The organism is Streptomyces sp. NPDC030165 (assembly GCF_055573595.1).
Map to the genome: position 1 here is coordinate 283,000 of NZ_JBVIBD010000010.1, position 18,242 is coordinate 301,241.

13 protein-coding genes are annotated in these 18,242 nt (G+C 72.4%); 8 read left to right on the plus strand and 5 right to left on the minus strand.

The genetic code is table 11. The features are described 5' to 3' along the window. Positions 1-2 precede the first annotated feature (2 nt). A complete protein-coding gene (locus ACZ4Z1_RS21005; RefSeq protein WP_468488093.1) occupies positions 3-263 on the minus strand; it encodes a hypothetical protein in 261 nt (86 codons plus the stop codon). A gap of 143 nt (positions 264-406) precedes the next feature. Between ACZ4Z1_RS21005 and ACZ4Z1_RS21010 the strand changes: the two genes are divergently transcribed. After that, positions 407-898: a PPOX class F420-dependent oxidoreductase gene (locus ACZ4Z1_RS21010; protein ID WP_468488094.1), complete on the plus strand. Its 492-nt coding sequence runs from the start codon at positions 407-409 to the stop codon at positions 896-898. Positions 899-1,046: 148 nt separating this feature from the next. Here the strand turns inward: ACZ4Z1_RS21010 and ACZ4Z1_RS21015 are convergent, their stop codons facing one another. After that, positions 1,047-1,775 carry an SDR family NAD(P)-dependent oxidoreductase gene (locus ACZ4Z1_RS21015; RefSeq protein WP_468488095.1) on the minus strand — a complete coding sequence of 243 codons (729 nt, stop codon included), beginning with the start codon at positions 1,773-1,775 and terminating at the stop codon, positions 1,047-1,049. A 156-nt stretch (positions 1,776-1,931) separates the two neighbouring features. On the opposite strand from ACZ4Z1_RS21015, the gene ACZ4Z1_RS21020 reads away from it, so the two are divergent. Together ACZ4Z1_RS21020 and ACZ4Z1_RS21025 are read left to right on the plus strand one after the other, a co-directional pair. Beyond that, positions 1,932-2,471, plus strand: a complete 540-nt coding sequence (locus ACZ4Z1_RS21020) for a MarR family winged helix-turn-helix transcriptional regulator (RefSeq protein ID WP_468488096.1) — start codon at positions 1,932-1,934, stop codon at positions 2,469-2,471. Between the two features lie 293 nt (positions 2,472-2,764). Continuing rightward, positions 2,765-3,709, plus strand: coding sequence for a serine hydrolase (locus tag ACZ4Z1_RS21025; protein WP_468488097.1), 945 nt, complete (start codon positions 2,765-2,767; stop codon positions 3,707-3,709). 267 nt (positions 3,710-3,976) lie between these two features. Here ACZ4Z1_RS21025 and ACZ4Z1_RS21030 read toward each other — a convergent pair whose 3' ends face one another. The 3 genes from ACZ4Z1_RS21030 to ACZ4Z1_RS21040 form a co-directional block, all read right to left on the minus strand. Beyond that, complete coding sequence (locus ACZ4Z1_RS21030) at positions 3,977-5,437, minus strand: glutamate synthase subunit beta (RefSeq protein WP_468488098.1); 1,461 nt, start codon at positions 5,435-5,437, stop codon at positions 3,977-3,979. Continuing rightward, the gene (gltB, locus tag ACZ4Z1_RS21035; RefSeq protein ID WP_468488154.1) at positions 5,430-9,998 is read right to left on the minus strand and encodes a glutamate synthase large subunit; all 4,569 of its coding nucleotides are present in this window, start codon (positions 9,996-9,998) and stop codon (positions 5,430-5,432) included. The genes ACZ4Z1_RS21030 and gltB overlap by 8 nt, the downstream gene beginning before the upstream one ends. A 372-nt stretch (positions 9,999-10,370) precedes the next feature. Continuing rightward, the gene (locus ACZ4Z1_RS21040; protein WP_468488155.1) at positions 10,371-11,102 is read right to left on the minus strand and encodes a VIT1/CCC1 transporter family protein; all 732 of its coding nucleotides are present in this window, start codon (positions 11,100-11,102) and stop codon (positions 10,371-10,373) included. A gap of 315 nt (positions 11,103-11,417) precedes the next feature. On the opposite strand from ACZ4Z1_RS21040, the gene ACZ4Z1_RS21045 reads away from it, so the two are divergent. The 5 genes from ACZ4Z1_RS21045 (at position 11,418) to ACZ4Z1_RS21065 (ending at position 18,211) form a co-directional block, all read left to right on the plus strand. After that, positions 11,418-12,599 (plus strand): LacI family DNA-binding transcriptional regulator, encoded by a 1,182-nt coding sequence (locus ACZ4Z1_RS21045; RefSeq protein ID WP_468488099.1) that lies wholly within the window; start codon positions 11,418-11,420, stop codon positions 12,597-12,599. Positions 12,600-12,868: 269 nt separating this feature from the next. Beyond that, positions 12,869-13,975, plus strand: a complete 1,107-nt coding sequence (locus ACZ4Z1_RS21050; protein ID WP_468488100.1) for an ADP-ribosylglycohydrolase family protein — start codon at positions 12,869-12,871, stop codon at positions 13,973-13,975. Beyond that, positions 13,972-15,414, plus strand: coding sequence for an ADP-ribosylglycohydrolase family protein (locus tag ACZ4Z1_RS21055; RefSeq protein WP_468488101.1), 1,443 nt, complete (start codon positions 13,972-13,974; stop codon positions 15,412-15,414). The genes ACZ4Z1_RS21050 and ACZ4Z1_RS21055 overlap by 4 nt, the downstream gene beginning before the upstream one ends. Next, positions 15,411-16,736: an ADP-ribosylglycohydrolase family protein gene (locus ACZ4Z1_RS21060; protein WP_468488102.1), complete on the plus strand. Its 1,326-nt coding sequence runs from the start codon at positions 15,411-15,413 to the stop codon at positions 16,734-16,736. The genes ACZ4Z1_RS21055 and ACZ4Z1_RS21060 overlap by 4 nt, the downstream gene beginning before the upstream one ends. After that, a complete protein-coding gene (locus ACZ4Z1_RS21065) occupies positions 16,736-18,211 on the plus strand; it encodes an ADP-ribosylglycohydrolase family protein (RefSeq protein ID WP_468488103.1) in 1,476 nt (491 codons plus the stop codon). Before ACZ4Z1_RS21060 ends, ACZ4Z1_RS21065 begins: the two co-directional genes overlap by 1 nt. Positions 18,212-18,242: the final 31 nt, after the last annotated feature.

Genomic DNA, 18,242 nt, shown 5'->3' on the forward strand with positions numbered 1-18,242 from the left:
TATCAGCGGAAAAGGATGCGGCGCACGGGGCCGCGGGCCAGGGCCGGCACCAGCTTCAGGGCCTCTTCGGCCGCGTCGTTCAGGCCCGCGGCGCGGCTCTCCTTACGGGCGCGCAACGCGCGCGTCAGCACGCCGAGTTCTTCGGGCGCGGCGGCCGCGAGGCCGGGCGGGACCGGGGCGCCGAGCGCTTCGCCCAGGGCGCGGAACGCTCCGCTGTCCGTGCCCGCGCCGTTCCGTGCGTCTGTACTCGAATCTGTACCCACCAGTCCTCCCGGGGTGCGGCTACGGCGACTGCCCAGCAGCGTCGTTCCCGACTGACTTTTAGTCAATAGCGCGGACACGGCGGACCGCACAGCCCCGGGACGTCGCCGCGTTCGAGTGCGCTCCACGGCCTAGGCTCGTCCGTATGAGCCCTTCCATCGCCACCAACACCCGCGTGGACCTCGACGGCCTGCTGGAGTTCGTGCGTCCCCGGCACCGTGCGGTCCTGCTCACCCGGCGCTCCGACGGCACGCCGCAGGCGTCGCCGCTGACCTGCGGTGTCGACGACTCGGGGCGCCTGGTGATGGCGACGTACCCGGAGCGCGCCAAGGTACGCAACGCCCGCTGGGCGCCGTCGGTGAGCGTGCTCGTACTGTCCGACGAGTGGAACGGCCCCTGGGTGCAGGTCGACGGCGAGGCGGAGATCCTGGACGCGCCGGACTCGGTCGAGCCGCTGGTCGAGTACTACCGCAACATCGCGGGCGAGCACCCGGACTGGCATGAGTACCGTGCCGCGATGCTCACCCAGGGCAAGTCGCTGATCCGGGTGACGCCACTCCGGTGGGGACCGATCGCCAAGGGCGGCTTCCCGGCCCACCTCGTCGAGGAGGAGGACCGGGCCAAGGGCACAGACTGACCCCACCCGCCCCGCCCCGGCCCACCCCACACTCTCCCCCTCGCCCTCAAAGGCCCCGTACGCACCTCAGCGCCCCCGTACGCACATCAACGCTCCTCATACGCGCCTCAACGGCCCCCCTCCACCCGCCCCAGCGACCCCACCTGCCTCAGCGCGTCTTGTACGCACCTCCGTTGACGTTCAGCACCTGACCCGTGATGTGCCGCGCGCCCTCGGACGCGAGGAACGCCACCGCCGCCGCGATGTCCTCCGGCCGTCCCGCGCGGCCCGTGGCGGTCTCCTCCACCAGCTGGGCGCGCCGCTCGTCGGCGAGCTGGTCCCGGAAGAACTCGGTGTCCTCGATGTAGCCGGGCGAGACGACGTTGGCGGTGACGCCGCGTGCGCCGAGCGCGTTCGCCAGATCGAGGTTCCAGGTGGCGAGGCCCGCCTTGGCCGCGCCGTACGCGCCGGCGGAGCCCGCCCCGCGGTCCGCGGCGATCGAGCCGATGTGCACGACGGCGCCGTCCGGCGCGAGCCGGTCCTCGACGGCCTTCGTGGTGAGGGCCGCGGTGAGCAGGTTGGCGTCGAGGTTGGCGCGGAAGGCCCGTGCGTACGAGGCCAGGTCGTCGCCCGGCGCGTCGTCCAGGTCGGTGTTGCCGCCGGCGTTGTTGACCAGGACGTCGATCCGTTCGGGCAGTTCGTCCAGGAGGCGGGCCAGCGCGGCGGGATCGGTGTGGTCGCAGACGACCGCCCGGGCGCCGGTCTCCTCGGCGGCCTTCTCCAGGGGCGCGGCGCGTCGGCCGGTGACGGTGACCGCGTCGCCCCGCTCGGCGAAGTGGCGGGCGACCGCCAGGCCGATGCCGGTGGCGCCGCCGGTGACCAGGATGGTGCGTGACATAAGCTGACTCCCGACGTATTCGTTCAGGTCTAAATTAAGACCTCAACCAGGGCCCGGCCCGGACCTTGCCCCAGGCCCCACCCCGGTCCAGATCTCGACCCAGACCTCGATTCAGGTCTAAATTTAGGCCTGAACGTACCACCCGCAGGAGGGCCCATGGCAAGTGCGGACGCCCCGTACCCCGTCCAGGAGATCGCCGACGCCTGGGAACGCGAGCGCCCCGGCATGCCCGTCTCGTCCATCGGGATCGTCACGCCCCTGTGGCAGCTGGCGAAGCTGCTGGGCGACGACCGGCGCCGGGTGCTGGCCCGCGCCGGGGTGGACACCGCCACCCTCGACCTGCTGAGCGTGCTGCGCCGGGCCGGCACCCCGTACACCCTCAGCACCCGCGAGCTGACGGCCCGCTCGATGGTGACGGCCGGCGCCATCTCCCAGCGTGTCGCACGCGCCGAACGCGAGGGCCTGGTCACGCGCCGCCCGGGCGAGGGCCGCCCCCGCACGGTCCTGGTGGAGCTGACCCCGGCGGGCCACACCCTCGTCGAACAGACCGTGGACCAGGTACTGCACCGCGAGACGGAACTGGTCAGCGGTCTGAAGCCGGACCAGCAGGACCAGCTCGCGGCGCTCCTGAAGCTGCTGCTCCAGGACGTACAGACCCGCCTGGGCGACGACCGGATCACGCAGGTGGGCGGATAGGGCGACTGGACCTTCCCAGATCGGCCTTCTCTCGATCTTTTTCGGATCGGCGTGCAGAATTCACACACCCGACCGCACTACGAACCGCCCCTCCGTCCCACCACCTCCGCCGCCGGAGCCGGAGCCGGAGCCGGGGGCGGGGGCAATGGCGAACGTGCGGCCTGGCTCCAGCCCTGTCCGGCTCCATCCGCATCTGCCCAGCCCTGTCCGGAAAGACCGCGAGAAACGGAATCAACAGAACCGTGTACTCCCGAATACGCCGGCGCGTCGCCGAGAAGCGGCGCGCTTCCGTCATGACGATTCTGGCCACAACGTCGTCCGCGCTCCTCGCCACCGCGGCGCCGGCCGGCGCGTCCACCGTTACCGGCACCGCTGTGGACCCGGTCACGCAGCCTCACCGGACGGTGACGCACGTAGCGTGCACATCCGCCGACCCCGGCCGCGCCGACCGGCTCGCGAAGAACCTCGACCACATCCTCGGGGCGTCGGCTCGCGAAGGCCACACGTCGATCGCTCTCTACGATCGCGTGACCAAAAGCCGCTGCACCTATGACGCGGGCCGGCAGTACGACTCGGCGAGCGTCGTCAAAGTCATCATTCTGGGGACCCTTTTGCGCCAGGCTCAGGATGACGCCCGCGGACTGACCGGGGACGAGAAGTCCCTGGCGGAAAAAATGATCACAGCGTCGGACAACGACGCAGCCACCACCCTGTGGAAACGGCTCGGCCTCGCCCGCGTAAATGAGTTCGTACGCCTGGCCGGTATGCGGCACACCGTTCCCGACGCCGAAGGTTACTGGGGCCTGACACAGGTCAACGCCACCGACGAACTTACCTTGATGGCGCTCCTCACCTCCGAGAACTCCGTGCTCGACGCCACCTCACGGAAGTACGCGCTGGACCTGATGAACCGGGTGATTCCCGAGCAGCGCTGGGGAGTTCCCGCCGGTGCGCCGGCAGGGGCGAAGGTGCACGTGAAGAACGGATGGCTACAGCGCACCGGAGGCGGCTGGCGGGTGCACAGCATAGGCGCGTTCACCGGGCAGGGGCACGACTACGGTCTCGTCGTGCTGACCGGGGACCATCGCGACATGTCCGCCGGCGTCACGACGATCGAGAAGCTGGCCCGTACGGTGCACAAAGAACTCGGCGGGGCGACGAGTTCGGACCAGAAAGTACGCGGCAGGGCATTTCCCCGTACCTCCGACGGCTCGCTGGTACCTGAAAGCAGCCGATGAGGCCATATCCACGTGAAACTGGTCTCCGAGAACCGATGAGGCCAAGAGATCATGAAGCCAAGAGGTCCAGAGGCCACGCGCCGATAAAGCGCTACCGGCCCAGCGCATGAACAAGCCGCATACGCTCCCGTAGCGCCCGACATTCACCGACGTACAGCTCCGCGGAAGCACAAATAGATCGCGGCGCCTGCCCTCCGGTCGGGGAGGTGGACAGGCGCCGCGGGTGTTCCGCACGTCGTTGTGCGGGACATCTGTGAGCCGGGGCCGCTACACGGTCAGTGCGCGGTCCGTCGGCTTGATGGGCGCGGGCAGCGCGCTGGCGCCCGCGAGGTAGCGGTCCACCCCGCGCGCTGCGGAGCGGCCCTCGGCGATGGCCCACACGATCAGCGACTGGCCGCGGCCCGCGTCACCCGCAACGTACACGCCGGGGACGTTGGTGGCGAAGTCGGCGTCGCGGGCGATGTTGCCGCGGGCGTCCAGCTCCAGTCCGAACTGTGAGACCAGGCCGTTCTCCTGGTCGGTGCCGGTGAAGCCCATGGCCAGGGTGACCAGCTGCGCGGGGATCTTGCGCTCGGTGCCCGGCTTCGGCTCCGGCCGGCCGTCCTTGAACTCCACCTCGACCAGGTGCAGCCACTGGACGTTGCCGTCCTCGTCGCCCTCGAAGTGGGTGGTGGAGACGGAGTACAGCCGCTCGCCGCCCTCCTCGTGCGCGGAGGTGACCTTGTAGAGCATCGGGAAGGTCGGCCACGGCTGGTTCGGGTTCCGCTCGTCGCCGGGCTTGCCCATGATCTCCAGCTGGGTGACCGAGGCCGCGCCCTGGCGGTGCGCCGTACCGACGCAGTCCGCGCCGGTGTCGCCGCCGCCGATGACCACGACGTGCTTGCCCTCGGCGGTGATCGGGGCGACGGTCAGGTCGCCCTCCTGCACCTTGTTGGCGAGCGGCAGGTACTCCATCGCGAAGTGGATGCCGTTCAGCTCGCGCCCGGGGACCTTCAGGTCGCGGGAGGTGGTGGCGCCGGCGGCGATCACGACGGCGTCGTAGCGCTTGCGCAGCTTGACGGCGTCGATGTCCCGGCCGATCTCCACCTCCGTACGGAACTTGGTGCCTTCCGCCCGCATCTGCTCGATACGGCGGTTGATGTGGCGCTTTTCCATCTTGAACTCGGGGATGCCGTAGCGGAGCAGTCCGCCGATACGGTCGGCCCGCTCGTACACGGCGACGGTGTGGCCCGCCCGGGTCAGCTGCTGGGCGGCGGCCAGGCCGGCCGGGCCCGAGCCGATGACGGCGACGGTCTTGCCACTGAGGCGCTCGGGCGGCTGCGGGGTGACGTCCCCGTTGTCCCACGCCTTGTCGATGATGGTGACCTCGACGTTCTTGATGGTCACCGGCGGCTGGTTGATGCCCAGCACGCACGCCGACTCACAAGGGGCGGGGCACAGGCGACCGGTGAACTCCGGGAAGTTGTTGGTCGCGTGCAGCCGCTCGCTGGCGGCCGTCCAGTCCTCGCGGTACGCGTAGTCGTTCCACTCGGGGATGAGGTTGCCCAGCGGACAGCCGTTGTGGCAGAAGGGGATGCCGCAGTCCATGCAGCGCCCGGCCTGCTTGCTGATGATCGGCAGCAGCGAACCGGGGACGTAGACCTCGTTCCAGTCCCGGACGCGCTCCTCGACGGGGCGGGTCTTTGCGACCTCGCGGCCGGTGGTCAGGAAGCCCTTGGGGTCAGCCATTGATCGCCGCCTCCATCATCTTCTCGTGGGTCTCGGACTCGGAGAGCCCGGCTCGCTCGGCGGCGTCCTTGGCGGCGAGCACTGCCTGGTAAGTGGCCGGAATGACCTTGCTGAAGCGGGCCAGCGCGGCGTCCCAGTCGGCGAGCAGCTTCTCGGCGACGGTGGAGCCGGTCTCCTCCTGGTGGCGGCGCACGACGTCGTGCAGCCACTGCCGGTCGGTGGCGTCCAGCTCGGTGGACACGGCGGCGGTCAGCTCACGGTTGACGTTGGCCGGGTCCAGGTCGATCACATACGCGATGCCGCCGGACATACCGGCCGCGAAGTTGCGCCCGGTCTCGCCCAGGACGACGGCGTGACCGCCGGTCATGTACTCGCAGCCGTGGTCGCCGACGCCCTCGGACACCACCGTGGCGCCGGAGTTGCGGACGCAGAACCGCTCGCCGACGCGGCCGCGCAGGAACAGTTCGCCGCCGGTGGCCCCGTAGGCGAGGGTGTTGCCCGCGATGGTCGAGTACTCGGCCAGGTGGTCGGCGCCACGGTCCGGGCGGACCACGATCCGACCGCCCGACAGGCCCTTGCCGACGTAGTCGTTGGCGTCGCCCTCCAGGCGCAGCGTGACGCCGCGCGGCAGGAACGCGCCGAAGGACTGGCCGGCCGAGCCGGTGAAGGTGATGTCGATGGTGTCGTCGGGCAGACCCGCGCCGCCGAACTTCTTGGTCACCTCGTGGCCGAGCATGGTGCCGACGGTCCGGTTGATGTTCCGGATCGCGACCTGCGCCCGTACGGGCTGCGCGGCCTCGGCGGTGTCCGCGGACAGCGCGTCGGCGGACAGCTTGATCAGCTCGTTGTCGAGTGCCTTCTCCAGGCCGTGGTCCTGAATGGTGACCTGGTGGCGTACGGCGCCTTCGGGCAGCTCGGGCACGTACAGCAGCGGGGCCAGGTCCAGGCCCTGCGCCTTCCAGTGGTTGACGGCCTTGGAGGTGTCGAGCAGGCCGGCGTGGCCGATCGCCTCGTCCAGCGAGCGGAAGCCCAGCTCGGCGAGGATCTCGCGGACCTCCTCCGCGATGAACTGGAAGAAGTTGACGATGTACTCGGCCTTGCCGCTGAAGCGCTCGCGCAGCGTCGGGTTCTGGGTGGCGATGCCGACCGGGCAGGTGTCCAGGTGGCAGACGCGCATCATGACGCAGCCGGAGACCACCAGCGGCGCGGTCGCGAAGCCGTACTCCTCGGCACCCAGGAGGGCGGCGATGACCACGTCGCGGCCGGTCTTGAGCTGGCCGTCGGTCTGTACGACGATCCGGTCGCGCAGGCCGTTGAGCAGCAGCGTCTGCTGCGTCTCGGCCAGGCCCAGCTCCCAGGGGCCGCCCGCGTGCTTCAGGGAGGTCAGCGGCGAGGCGCCCGTACCGCCGTCGTGTCCCGAGATGAGGACCACGTCCGCGTGCGCCTTGGAGACGCCCGCGGCGACCGTGCCGACGCCGACCTCGGAGACCAGCTTCACGTGGATGCGGGCCTGCGGGTTGGCGTTCTTCAGATCGTGGATGAGCTGGGCGAGGTCCTCGATGGAGTAGATGTCGTGGTGCGGCGGCGGGGAGATCAGGCCCACGCCCGGCGTCGAGTGCCGCGTCTTGGCGACCCACGGGTAGACCTTGTGGCCGGGCAGCTGACCGCCCTCGCCGGGCTTGGCACCCTGCGCCATCTTGATCTGGATGTCGTCGGAGTTGACCAGGTATTCGCTGGTCACACCGAAGCGGCCGGAGGCGACCTGCTTGATCGAGGAGCGGCGCGCCGGGTCGTACAGGCGCTCCGGGTCCTCGCCGCCCTCACCGGTGTTGGACTTGCCGCCCAGCTGGTTCATGGCGATGGCGAGGGTCTCGTGCGCCTCCTGGGAGATGGAGCCGTACGACATCGCGCCGGTGGAGAAGCGCTTGACGATCTCCGAGACGGGCTCGACCTCCTCCAGCGGCACCGAGGGGCGGTCCGACTTGAAGGAGAACAGGCCGCGCAGCGTCATCAGGCGCTCGGACTGCTCGTTCACCCGCTCCGTGTACTGCTTGAAGATGTCGTAGCGGCGCGAGCGGGTGGAGTGCTGGAGGCGGAAGACCGTGTCCGGGTCGAACAGGTGCGGCTCGCCCTCGCGGCGCCACTGGTACTCGCCGCCGATGTCCAGCGCGCGGTGGGTGGCGGCGATGCCGGTGGCCGGGTACGCCTTGGCGTGCCGGGCGGCGACCTCCTTGGCGATCACGTCGAGTCCGGCGCCGCCGATCTTCGTGGTGGTGCCGTGGAAGTACGCGTCCACGAAGGACTGGTCCAGGCCGACGGCCTCGAAGACCTGCGCGCCCCGATAGGAGGCGACGGTGGAGATGCCCATCTTGGACATCACCTTCAGAACGCCCTTGCCGAGCGCCTTGATCAGGTTCCTGATCGCGGCCTCGGGGTCGGTGTCCTTCGGCAGGAACGTACCGGCGCGGACCAGGTCCTCGACGGACTCCATCGCCAGGTACGGGTTGACGGCGGCGGCACCGTACCCGATGAGCAGCGCGACGTGGTGCACCTCGCGCACGTCACCGGCCTCGACGAGCAGGCCGACCTGGGTGCGCTGCTTGGTGCCGATGAGGTGGTGGTGCACTGCGGCGGTGAGCAGCAGGGACGGGATCGGCGCGTGCTCGGCGTCCGAGTGCCGGTCGGAGAGCACGATCAGTCGGGCGCCGTCCTCGATGGCGGCGTCGGCCTCGGCGCAGATGTCCGCGATCCGGGCGGCGAGCGCGTCGCCGCCCCCGGAGACGCGGTACAGGCCGGAGAGGGTGACGGCCTTCATACCCGGCATGTCGCCGTCGGCGTTGATGTGGACGAGCTTGGCCAGCTCGTCGTTGTCGATCACCGGGAAGGGCAGCATGACGCTGCGGCAGGACGCCGCGGACGGCTCCAGCAGGTTGCCCTGCGGGCCCAGCGAGGAGATCAGCGAGGTGACCAGCTCCTCGCGGATTGCGTCCAGCGGCGGGTTGGTGACCTGCGCGAACAGCTGGGTGAAGTAGTCGAACAGCAGCCGCGGGCGCTCGGAGAGGGCGGCGATCGGCGAGTCCGTGCCCATCGAACCGATCGGCTCGGCACCGGCCTTGGCCATCGGTGCCAGGATGACGCGCAGCTCCTCCTCGGTGTAGCCGAAGGTCTGCTGGCGGCGGGTGACCGAGGCGTGGGTGTGCACGATGTGCTCGCGCTCGGGCAGGTCGGCCAGCTCGATCAGGCCCGCGTCCAGCCACTCCTGGTACGGGTTCTCGGCGGCGAGCTGCGCCTTGATCTCGTCGTCCTCGATGATGCGGTGCTCGGCGGTGTCCACCAGGAACATCCGGCCGGGCTGCAGGCGGCCCTTGCGCACGACCTTGGCCGGGTCGATGTCCAGGACGCCGACCTCGGAGGAGAGCACCACCAGGCCGTCGTCGGTGACCCAGTAGCGCCCGGGGCGCAGGCCGTTGCGGTCCAGGACCGCGCCGACCTGGGTGCCGTCGGTGAAGGTGACACAGGCCGGGCCGTCCCAGGGCTCCATCATCGTGGAGTGGTACGCGTAGAAGGCCCGCCGCGCCGGGTCCATGGAGGTGCTGTTCTCCCACGCCTCCGGGACCATCATCAGCACCGAGTGCGGCAGCGAACGGCCGCCGAGGTGCAGCAGTTCCAGGACCTCGTCGAAGGAGGCGGAGTCGGAGGCGTCCGGCGTACAGACCGGGAACAGGCGCTCCAGATTCTCGCTGTCGCCGGTCGCGTCCGCGAAGAGCTTGCTGGCCAGCTGCGACTCGCGGGCCCGCATCCAGTTGCGGTTGCCCTGGACGGTGTTGATCTCACCGTTGTGGGCGACGAGGCGGTACGGATGGGCCAGCGGCCAGCTCGGGAAGGTGTTCGTGGAGAAGCGGGAGTGCACCAGCGCGATGGCGGTCGCGAAGCGGCGGTCGGAGAGGTCCGGGAAGAACGGTTCCAGCTGTCCCGTCGTCAGCATGCCCTTGTAGACGATGGTGCGCGCGGACAGCGACGGGAAGTAGACGCCCGCCTCGCGCTCGCAGCGCTTGCGCAGCACGAACGCCTTGCGGTCCAGGGCGAGGCCGGTGTCCTTGCCGTGCTTGTCGGCGACGAACAGCTGGGAGAAGGCGGGCATCGTGGCGCGGGCGCCGTTGCCGAGCAGCTGCGGGGCCACGGGGACGACGCGCCAGCCGAGGACCTCCAGGCCCTCCTCGGACGCGATCGTCTCGATCCGCGAGACGGCGGCCGCGGCGTCCTCGGCCACGGACGGCAGGAAGGCGATGCCCACGGCGTACGCGCCGGCGGCAGGCAGGCCGAAGGTGACGCTCTCGCGCAGGAAGGCGTCCGGGATCTGGAGCAGGATGCCGGCGCCGTCCCCGGAGTCGGGCTCGGAGCCGGTCGCGCCGCGGTGCTCAAGGTTGCGCAGGACGGTGAGGGCCTGTTCGACCAGTGCGTGGCTGGCCTCGCCGGTGAGGGTCGCCACAAAGCCGACACCGCAGGCGTCGTGCTCGTTGCGGGGGTCGTACATCCCCTGCCGGGCGGGGCGGCCGTCCATGGGCGACCAGGCGGCGGCGCTGGCGCTGCCGGTGGTCGCGGAGTGCGTGGACGCGGAACGCATCGGCTCTCCCAACGTCGTCGTGGCATGTGGTGCCGAGGGACGACGTTGGCCCTCCGCGAAATTTCGTGCAGGTTACAGGATGGCTCGCTTCTCGAAAAGCGGATAGAGCCTTCCAGGATGCGGACACCACTCGTGGCGGTGGACCGGGGACGCGGGCGGACGGATCGGCCTCCACCGGCGTCGTGTGCGTCGTTTTCGAGCAGGCGACATTGCCCGCAACGCTTGGGCCTTATGCCCGGCCCCCCACCGGACGAAACCGCCTAGTAACGCTTTAGTTATGCGGGCGCCCGCATAGCGCTGCACGAAGGGTCACCCTACGGCCGTACCGAACAGTGCGCCCAGGACGTACGTCACACCCGCCGCCGCGCCACCGAGGGCCAGCTGCCGCAGCCCGCTGTACCACCAGGACCGCGCCGTCACACGGGCCACGACGGCCCCGCACCCGAACAGCCCCACCAGCGCCAGCAGCACCGCGGGCCACAGCTGGGAGGCGCCCAGCAGATACGGCAGCACGGGCAGCAGGGCGCCGAGCGCGAAGGAGCCGAAGGACGAGACGGCGGCGACGGCCGGCGAGGGCAGGTCGGACGGGTCGATGCCCAGCTCCTCGCGGGCGTGGATCTCCAGCGCCTGCTCGGGATCCTTCGACAGCTGCTTGGCCACCTCACGGGCCAGCTCCGGCTCCACGCCGCGCGACTCGTACAGCGCGGCCAGTTCCTCCAGCTCGTCCTTGGGGTGCTTGCGCAGCTCGCGCCGCTCCACGTCCAGCTCGGCCAGGACCAGCTCCCGCTGGGAGGCCACCGAGGTGTACTCACCGGCCGCCATCGAGAAGGCACCGGCCGCCAGGCCCGCGAGGCCGGTGATGATGATGGTCTGCTGCGAGACCGCGCCGCCGGCGACACCGGTCATCAGGGCGAGATTGGACACCAGCCCGTCCATCGCGCCGAAAACGGCGGGGCGCAGCCAGCCGCCGTTCACGTCGCGGTGGGTGTGGTTGTCGCGGTGGGCTATGTGCGTGGGCGCCGAAGCGTCCATGACATCCATGACGGACATATGAGGACCCGTTCCCTTCTCGCGAGGTGTGGGCCGACGTCGGCGCTTCCCCCTTCAACACCTCGAAGCTATGTGCCGCGCACCCCGCCGCGCTAGCAAGGAAGGCCGAACTTACTGCGCTGACCTGCGGGTTTGCGGGAGGGGTGAGCCGCGGTGAGGGGTGGATCACACAGGGCGGGGAGCGGCGGGAAGCGACGGGGTGCGGGAAACCGCATTCAAGACTGCGGAAAACCTCAGTGCGGTGGGGGTAGCGGTGCGGGATTCTGTAAACGTTTTCAGTAGCCGGTGTGCGAGGGGGCGTTGGGGATGGGACCGAAGGTGGAGGAGCGGGAGTACGGGAGTGGTGAGGCGGGAGCGCGGTCCGGCGAGGAGTCGGGGGCGCGGGCCGGCGGCGGGCCGGGGACCGGGGGTGGCGGCGGGCCGGGGGCAGGGCACGGCAGCGGCGCGGGGCCGCGGGCGGCGCCCACCGTGGAGACCATCGCGGCGCGGGCCGGGGTCTCCATCGCCTCCGTGTCGCGGGTGCTGAACGGCCACGGGGCACGCCCCGACACGGTCACCCGGGTCGAGCGGGCCGCCGCCGAGCTGGGCTATGTCGCCAACGCGGTGGCCCGCTCCCTCAAGGGCGGCCGCTCCATGCAGCTCACATTCGCCATGCAGGACATCGGCAACCCGGCGTACGTCTCCATGGTCCGCGCGATACAGGCCGTCATGAAACCGGCGGGCTACCGCCTGCTGCTGCACTCCACCGACGCCGTCGTGGCGGACGAACTGGCCGTCCTGCGCGACCTCGCCGACCGGACGAGCGACGGGCTGATCCTGTGCCCGATCCGCATCACACCCCGGCATCTGAAGGCCCTCGCCCGGGCCGCCCGCCCGGTCGTCGTCATCGGCTCGCTGCCCGACGGCCCACCGCACGGCCCGCTCGTGGACAGCGTCCGCGCCGATTCGGTGACCGGCGCCGAAGCAGCGGTACGGCACCTCGTCGAGACGGGCAGACGCCGTATCGCGTTCATCAACGGCCCCGCCGACACGGTGCCCGGCCACCACCGCGCCCTCGGCTACCGCACCGCGCTGGCGTCCTGCGGCATCGAGCTGGACCCCACGCTGACGGCGGCCACGGACTTCACCGTCGAGGCGGGCGCCGCGGCGCTGCACGGCCTGCTCGACGCCCGGCCCGACATCGACGCCGTCTTCTGCGCCAACGACCAGCTCGCCCTGGGCGGTTCGCAGGCGCTGCACAGCCGTGGCCTGTCCATTCCCGGCGACGTCGCGGTGGCCGGTATGGACGACACACTCCTCGCCCGGGCCGGGTGGCCGCCGCTGACCAGCGTGGACCTGGGGTCGGCCGAGCGCGGCCGGATCGCGGCGCAGATGATGCTGGACCGGCTGCGCGAGCCCGCGGGTGCTCCCCGCGCACCGGCCCGTCGCGAAACCGTCATGCCCCGCCTGATCGTCCGCGCTTCCTCCGCACCGGCCGCCTCCATATGACATCCGGCCGGGGTGTGCCGCCCCGGCCGGACAGCCCGCACCCGGGCCGCATCCCGCTCGCCCGCCATTCGCCCGTCACCCGTCCGCACCCGTTCGGAGCGTTCCCGCGTCGCACGGCCCGCCAGTGACGTACGGCGCGCCCCTGCCGTACGGGGCCGCCAGCAGCCGCTTGCGGCCCGTGCCTTCACACCGGCCCCCGCCTCCGCCGACCCTCGCACCGCCAACCGCCCGACCGTCAACCGCCAACCGCTCAACAGATCGGCACGCACATGAGCGCACTGCACCTCCCGCTCCCGGATCCCCCGCTCCCGAGTCCCCCGTCGGCCCGGCGCCCGCTGCTGCGTCCGGTGCCGCCGTCACGGCCCGAGTGCCACGCCGGACGGCGGGAGCGCGCCCGCGGCGCCCTGCTCGGCCTCGCCGTCGGTGACGCGCTCGGCGCCCCGGCGGAGAACATGAAGCCGTCACAGATCCGGCAGCGCTGGGGCCGTATCGAGGGTTTCGTGACGGACGACCCGGCCGGTACGGACGACACCGAGTACGCCATCTTCTCCGGGCTGCTGCTGGCCGAGCACGGCTCGTCGCTCACCGTGGCGCACGTCGAGGCGGCCTGGCACCGGTGGATCGCCGACCTCGACGAAGGCCCGTTCCGCGGCGCCGGTTTCAGCGAACGCGGCACCTTGGAGAACCTGCGCCGCGGGCTGGCCGCGCCCATCTCCGCCCAGCACCGCCACGCCTGGAGCGACGGCCTGGCCATGCGCGCCGCGCCCTTCGGCGTCTTCGCCGCCGGCCGCCCCGCCGAGGCCGCCCGGCTCGTCGCCGTGGACGGCACGGTCAGCCACGAGGGCGAAGGCATCTACGGGGGCCGGGCGGTGGCTGCCGGTGTCGCCGCGGCGATGGTGGCCGGGTCCACGGACGCCGTCATAGCAGCCGCACTGTCCGTGGTGCCCGAGGACTCCTGGACCGCCCGCTCGCTGCGCCGCGCGGTCGCCGCCGCCCAGCGCTCCCGGCTCACCCCGGGCAGCACCCGGCTCGGCACCGAACGCGCGGTCCGCTCCGCCGTCGTCATCGGCGGCTACCCGTGGACCGACCTGGCGCCCGAGGCGGTGGGGCTGGCGTTCGGCGCGTTCGCGGCGGCCCGTGGCGACTTCAGCGCCTCGGTCCTGACGGCGGTCAACATGGGCCGGGACGCCGACACGACCGCAGCGGTGGCGGGCGCCCTGGCGGGCGCTCTGGGCGGCGCCGAAGCCGTCCCGGAGGAGTGGGCGCGGGCCATCGGCCCGGTCCGCGGCAGTTGCCTCCCGTCCATGGCCGGCTACCACGTCCTGGACGTCGCGGAGTTGCTCACTCCCCTGCCGGACGAGGCGACGGCGTCATGACTCGCGAGCCGCGCCCTGCGGGGGAGCGCGGGGCCTCAACAGGAGTCGGGGCCGCCGCACTTACCGGCGCCACCGTCCCACCACCAGCTCTGTCCGACGCGGATCCGCCGCCGGCCACCCGTCCCCCGCCGAGACTCACCACCGCGGACCGGCGCGACGCCCCGTTCCCGGCCGACGGCCCTCCGCGCTCCGACGCGCGCGCCGTATCCCGCCGTGTCGAAGGGCTGCTGCTCGGGCTGGCGGCGGGGGACGCCGCCGGGTGGCCGGCGGCGCGGCACCGGGCGGCGCGGATGCCCGAGTGGACCCGGCGGCTGACCCGCGAGCTCGACACGTTCGCCGAGCAGAACGCGACGACCACCCTGCCCGTTCCCATCGCCCTCAACCAGCCGCCGGAACCCCTGCGTCTGGGCCCGTCGGACGACGCCGAGTGGGCGGCCTTCACCGCAGAGGCCGTACTGACCGCCGCGGGCACCCCGCTCGGCGACCTCGGCCGGGACCGCCGGCTGCGTACCGCCATCGACCTCGCGTGGAACGCGCTGGCCGACGAGATCGCCGCGGCCGCCGAGCGGGCGCCCGAGGTCGAGTCGGCGGTGCTGCCCCTGCGGGCCCGCATCTCCGTACGGGCCGGACTCGGCAACCTCGCCGCCGGACTCCGCCCGCCGGCCACCGGCCACGACAACCCGCACTTCTTCGACGACGCCGCCTGCGTACGGGCCTGTGTGCTGGCCGTCGTCCACCCCGGTGATCCGCTCGCCGCCGCGGAACTGGCCGAGTTCGACGCCCGGTACACCCAGGACGGCGACGGGGTGCACGGTGCCCGTGCCATGGCCGCCGCCGTCGCGGCGGCGCTCGGCGGGGCCTCGGCGGACGGCTGCGCCGATGTGGCACTGGCCCAGTTGCCGGAGGGCACGGAGATCCGCCGCAACGCCCTGCACGCGGTACGCCTGGCCCGCGCCGTGGCCACGGGCCGTCCCGGCCCCTCCCACCGCCCCGGTGACGCGTTCGCCCTCGTGCCCACCCTGGAGCACGAAATCGTCGACCACGTCTACAGCTACGGCATCGCCGCGGCCGAGACCGTCCCCGTGGCGCTCGCCCTCGGCATCGCGGGCGACGGCCGGCCGGCCGAGGCCGTGCCCGCCGCCGCCTGCCTGTCGCGCGTCGCCGACTCGGCCCCCGCGCTCACGGGCGCGCTGACCGGAGCGATCAGCGGTGCGCCCGGCCTCCCCGGCAGCTGGCGCGAGGCCTGCCGGACCCTTTCGGGCTGCGCACTGCCCCGGCTGGCGGGCACCGACCTCGTCGAGCTGGCGGCGCGGCTGGCCCGTACGGACCTGACCGCCCCAGAGCCGAACCCCCACCCGCCCGGACCGTCCCCAGCACCTGGGCCCCGGCCTCGTCCCCGTACGTCGGAACCCCGTCCCGGAAGGACCGACCGGTCATGACGTATCCCGCCTTCTCCGCACCGCGACCGGAACAACCCCAGTCACAGGCGCAGCCACCGGCACAGGCAGAGCCCCCGGCACCGGCCCACTCCCCGGAACGGGCCCAGCCACCGTCGCAGGCCCAGCCTCAGCCGCCGGCGTACGCACCGGCTCCGGCACCAGACCCCGCGGCGGCGCCCGCGTGCCCGTCCCTGGAGGACCGGGCGGTCGGCTGCCTGGTCGGGGCCGCGGTCGGTGACGCCCTCGGTGGCCCCGTCGAGGGCTGCACACCGGAGCAGATCACAGCGCGGCACGGTGGCCGCGTCACCGGCATCGTCGGCCCCTTCCACGCGGACTGGCGCACCGCGCGGCCCCTCGCGCCGTACCACAAGGGCGACGGGCACGTCACCGACGACACCCTCATGACCCATGCGCTGGTGCGGGTCTACGAGAAGGTACGCGACCACCTGGACGCGTACGCCGTCGCCGAGCACCTCGTGCCCGACCTGATCGGCGCGCCCCGCTGGATCCCCGAGCTGGAGGGAGAGGCGCTCCCGCTGCACCGTCTCTTCCTCGCCGAGAAGTGGCTGGTGGCCCGGCTGCACTACGGACACGTCGACCCGCGCGAAGCGGGTGCCGGCAACATCGTCAACTGTGGGGCGGCGATGTACATGGCGCCGGTCGGCATCGTCAACGCCGGTAATCCCGCAGGCGCTTACGCGGAGGCGCTGGATCTCGCCGGCGCCCACCAGTCCTCGTACGGCCGCGAGGCCGCCGGCGTCCTCGCGGCCGCGGTGGCCGCCGCCTGCAAGCCTCGGGCCACACCCGCCTCCGTGGTCGAGGACGTACTGGGTCTCGCCAAGGACGGGACACGCGCCGCCATCGAGGCCGTTTGCGAGGTGGCGCAGCGGTACACGGACTTCGAGACCGCGTTGGCGCCCCTGCGTACGGCCGTCACGCCCTTCGACACCGTGGGCCCCGTCTACCGGGAGCCCTCCCTGGGGGCACGCCGCCCGTCCCGGCTGCACTCCGTCGAGGAGCTCCCGATCGCCCTGGGCATGCTGCTCGTCGGCGCGGGCGACTTCCGCAGCACCGTCCTGGGCTCGGTCAACTACGGGCGCGACTGCGACTCCATCGCCACCATGAGCGGCGCGGTCGCGGGGGCCCTGCACGGCGAGCGCACGATCCCCGTGGAGTGGGGCGAGGACATCTCCCGCGCGAGCCGGCTCGATCTGCGCGCCCCGGCCCTGGCACTCGCCCGGGTCGCCCGCGAGGTCTTCGTGAGAGACCGGCAGCGCCGGCTCGACCACGAGCACGCCTTCGTCACGATCGCGGGTGCGTGATGGCCCGCCGGCAGCCGGGCGAGACCCCGGACCAGCGGCCCGGAGCCCTGCGCCTGACCTGGGTACAGCCCGAGGACCTGATCGGGCACGAACTGCGGCAGGCCGCCGAGGACGGGCGCGACGCCTCGGCCGTCGAACGCCGCTGGCGCGCGGCGGGCGGCCACCCCGCCCCCGACCGATGCGGCGCCTCGCCCCGCCCGGTGGCCCCGGGCCTGCGCGCCCTGGCCGGCCGGCTGCTCGACGAACTCGCCGCGCTCCCCTCCCCCTTGGCCGACGACGAGCCCACCGACCTCCCCGCGATCAAAGCGGCCTGCCCCGACTGGCCGCCCGCCCCCGCTGCCGGGGCCCGGCCCGCATCCGGACCGGCCGACTCCCTCCGCCCCCGCCTGGAGGCCGCCTGGCTGGGGCGGGCGGCCGGGTGTCTGCTCGGCAAGCCGGTCGAGAAGCTGCCGCTCGCCGGGATCCGCGCACTCGCCCGGGGCACCGGCAACTGGCCGCTGCGCGGCTGGTTCACCGAAACCGGCCTGGACCCGGCTATCGCCGCCCGCTACCCCTGGAACACCCACAGCCGCGCCACCTCGCTGGCAGAGAACATCGACGGCATGCCCGAGGACGACGACCTCGACCATCCGGTGCTCGGGCTGCTGCTCCTCCAGCGCCACGGCCACGGCTTCCGCACCACCGACGTGGCCCGGCTCTGGCTCGGCGAACTGCCCGCGGGCCGGACGTTCACCGCGGAGCGCGTGGCGTACCGCAACCTCCTGGACGGCATCGAGCCCCCGCACACGGCCTCCTACCGCAATCCCTTCCGGGAGTGGATCGGCGCGCTGATCCGGGCGGACATCTTCGGGTGGACCCGCCCCGGCGACCCGGCCGCGGCGGCGGCAGCCGCCTGGCGGGACGCGACGCTCACCCACACCGCCAACGGTGTGTACGGGGAGATGTTCGCGGCGGCCGCCATCGCCGAGGCGGCGGGCGGACACACGGACGTACACGGCTGTCTGCGGGCCGGGCTCGCCGTCGTACCGCGGCGGTCGCGGCTGGCCAGGGCCGTCCGTTTCGGTATCGAGGCGGCGCGGGACGAACCCACCGGGTCCGACGCCGGTTTCGCGGACGTCGTCGACCGGCTCCACCGCGCCTTCGGCCGCTACCACTGGGTACACGTCGTGCCCAACGCGGCGCTGCTGGCCGCCGCCCTCACCCACGCGGACGGCTCCTTCTCCGGCTCCGTCTGCCGGGTGGTGTCCGGAGGCTGGGACACCGACTCCAACGGCGCGACGGCCGGTTCGATCGCCGGCCTCCTGGCGGGTTCACCGCACGCGCTGCCCTCCCGCTGGACGGCACCGCTCCGCAACCGCCTCACCACCACCGTCAGCGATCTGAACGGCATCGGCTTCGACACGCTCGCCGACCGCACCGCGGAGCTGGCCGTCACCCGTACCACCGACCGACGACCACGAGACACCGGCCATTGAGAGCACCGGTCCTTGAGCGCACTCCTCCCCG

Bases quoted from the DNA above. Each gene is read 5' to 3' on its own strand.
- ACZ4Z1_RS21050 (WP_468488100.1), top strand. From the start codon at position 12,869: ATGAGCGCACTGCACCTCCCGCTCCCGGATCCCCCGCTCCCGAGTCCC.
- ACZ4Z1_RS21060 (WP_468488102.1), top strand. From the start codon at position 15,411: ATGACGTATCCCGCCTTCTCCGCACCGCGACCGGAACAACCCCAGTCA.
- ACZ4Z1_RS21010 (WP_468488094.1), top strand. From the start codon at position 407: ATGAGCCCTTCCATCGCCACCAACACCCGCGTGGACCTCGACGGCCTG.
- ACZ4Z1_RS21055 (WP_468488101.1), top strand. From the start codon at position 13,972: ATGACTCGCGAGCCGCGCCCTGCGGGGGAGCGCGGGGCCTCAACAGGA.
- ACZ4Z1_RS21030 (WP_468488098.1), bottom strand. From the start codon at position 5,437: ATGGCTGACCCCAAGGGCTTCCTGACCACCGGCCGCGAGGTCGCAAAG.
- ACZ4Z1_RS21045 (WP_468488099.1), top strand. From the start codon at position 11,418: ATGGGACCGAAGGTGGAGGAGCGGGAGTACGGGAGTGGTGAGGCGGGA.
- gltB (WP_468488154.1), bottom strand. From the start codon at position 9,998: ATGGACGGCCGCCCCGCCCGGCAGGGGATGTACGACCCCCGCAACGAG.
- ACZ4Z1_RS21025 (WP_468488097.1), top strand. From the start codon at position 2,765: ATGACGATTCTGGCCACAACGTCGTCCGCGCTCCTCGCCACCGCGGCG.
- ACZ4Z1_RS21020 (WP_468488096.1), top strand. From the start codon at position 1,932: ATGGCAAGTGCGGACGCCCCGTACCCCGTCCAGGAGATCGCCGACGCC.
- ACZ4Z1_RS21065 (WP_468488103.1), top strand. From the start codon at position 16,736: ATGGCCCGCCGGCAGCCGGGCGAGACCCCGGACCAGCGGCCCGGAGCC.
- ACZ4Z1_RS21015 (WP_468488095.1), bottom strand. From the start codon at position 1,775: ATGTCACGCACCATCCTGGTCACCGGCGGCGCCACCGGCATCGGCCTG.
- ACZ4Z1_RS21040 (WP_468488155.1), bottom strand. From the start codon at position 11,102: ATGGATGTCATGGACGCTTCGGCGCCCACGCACATAGCCCACCGCGAC.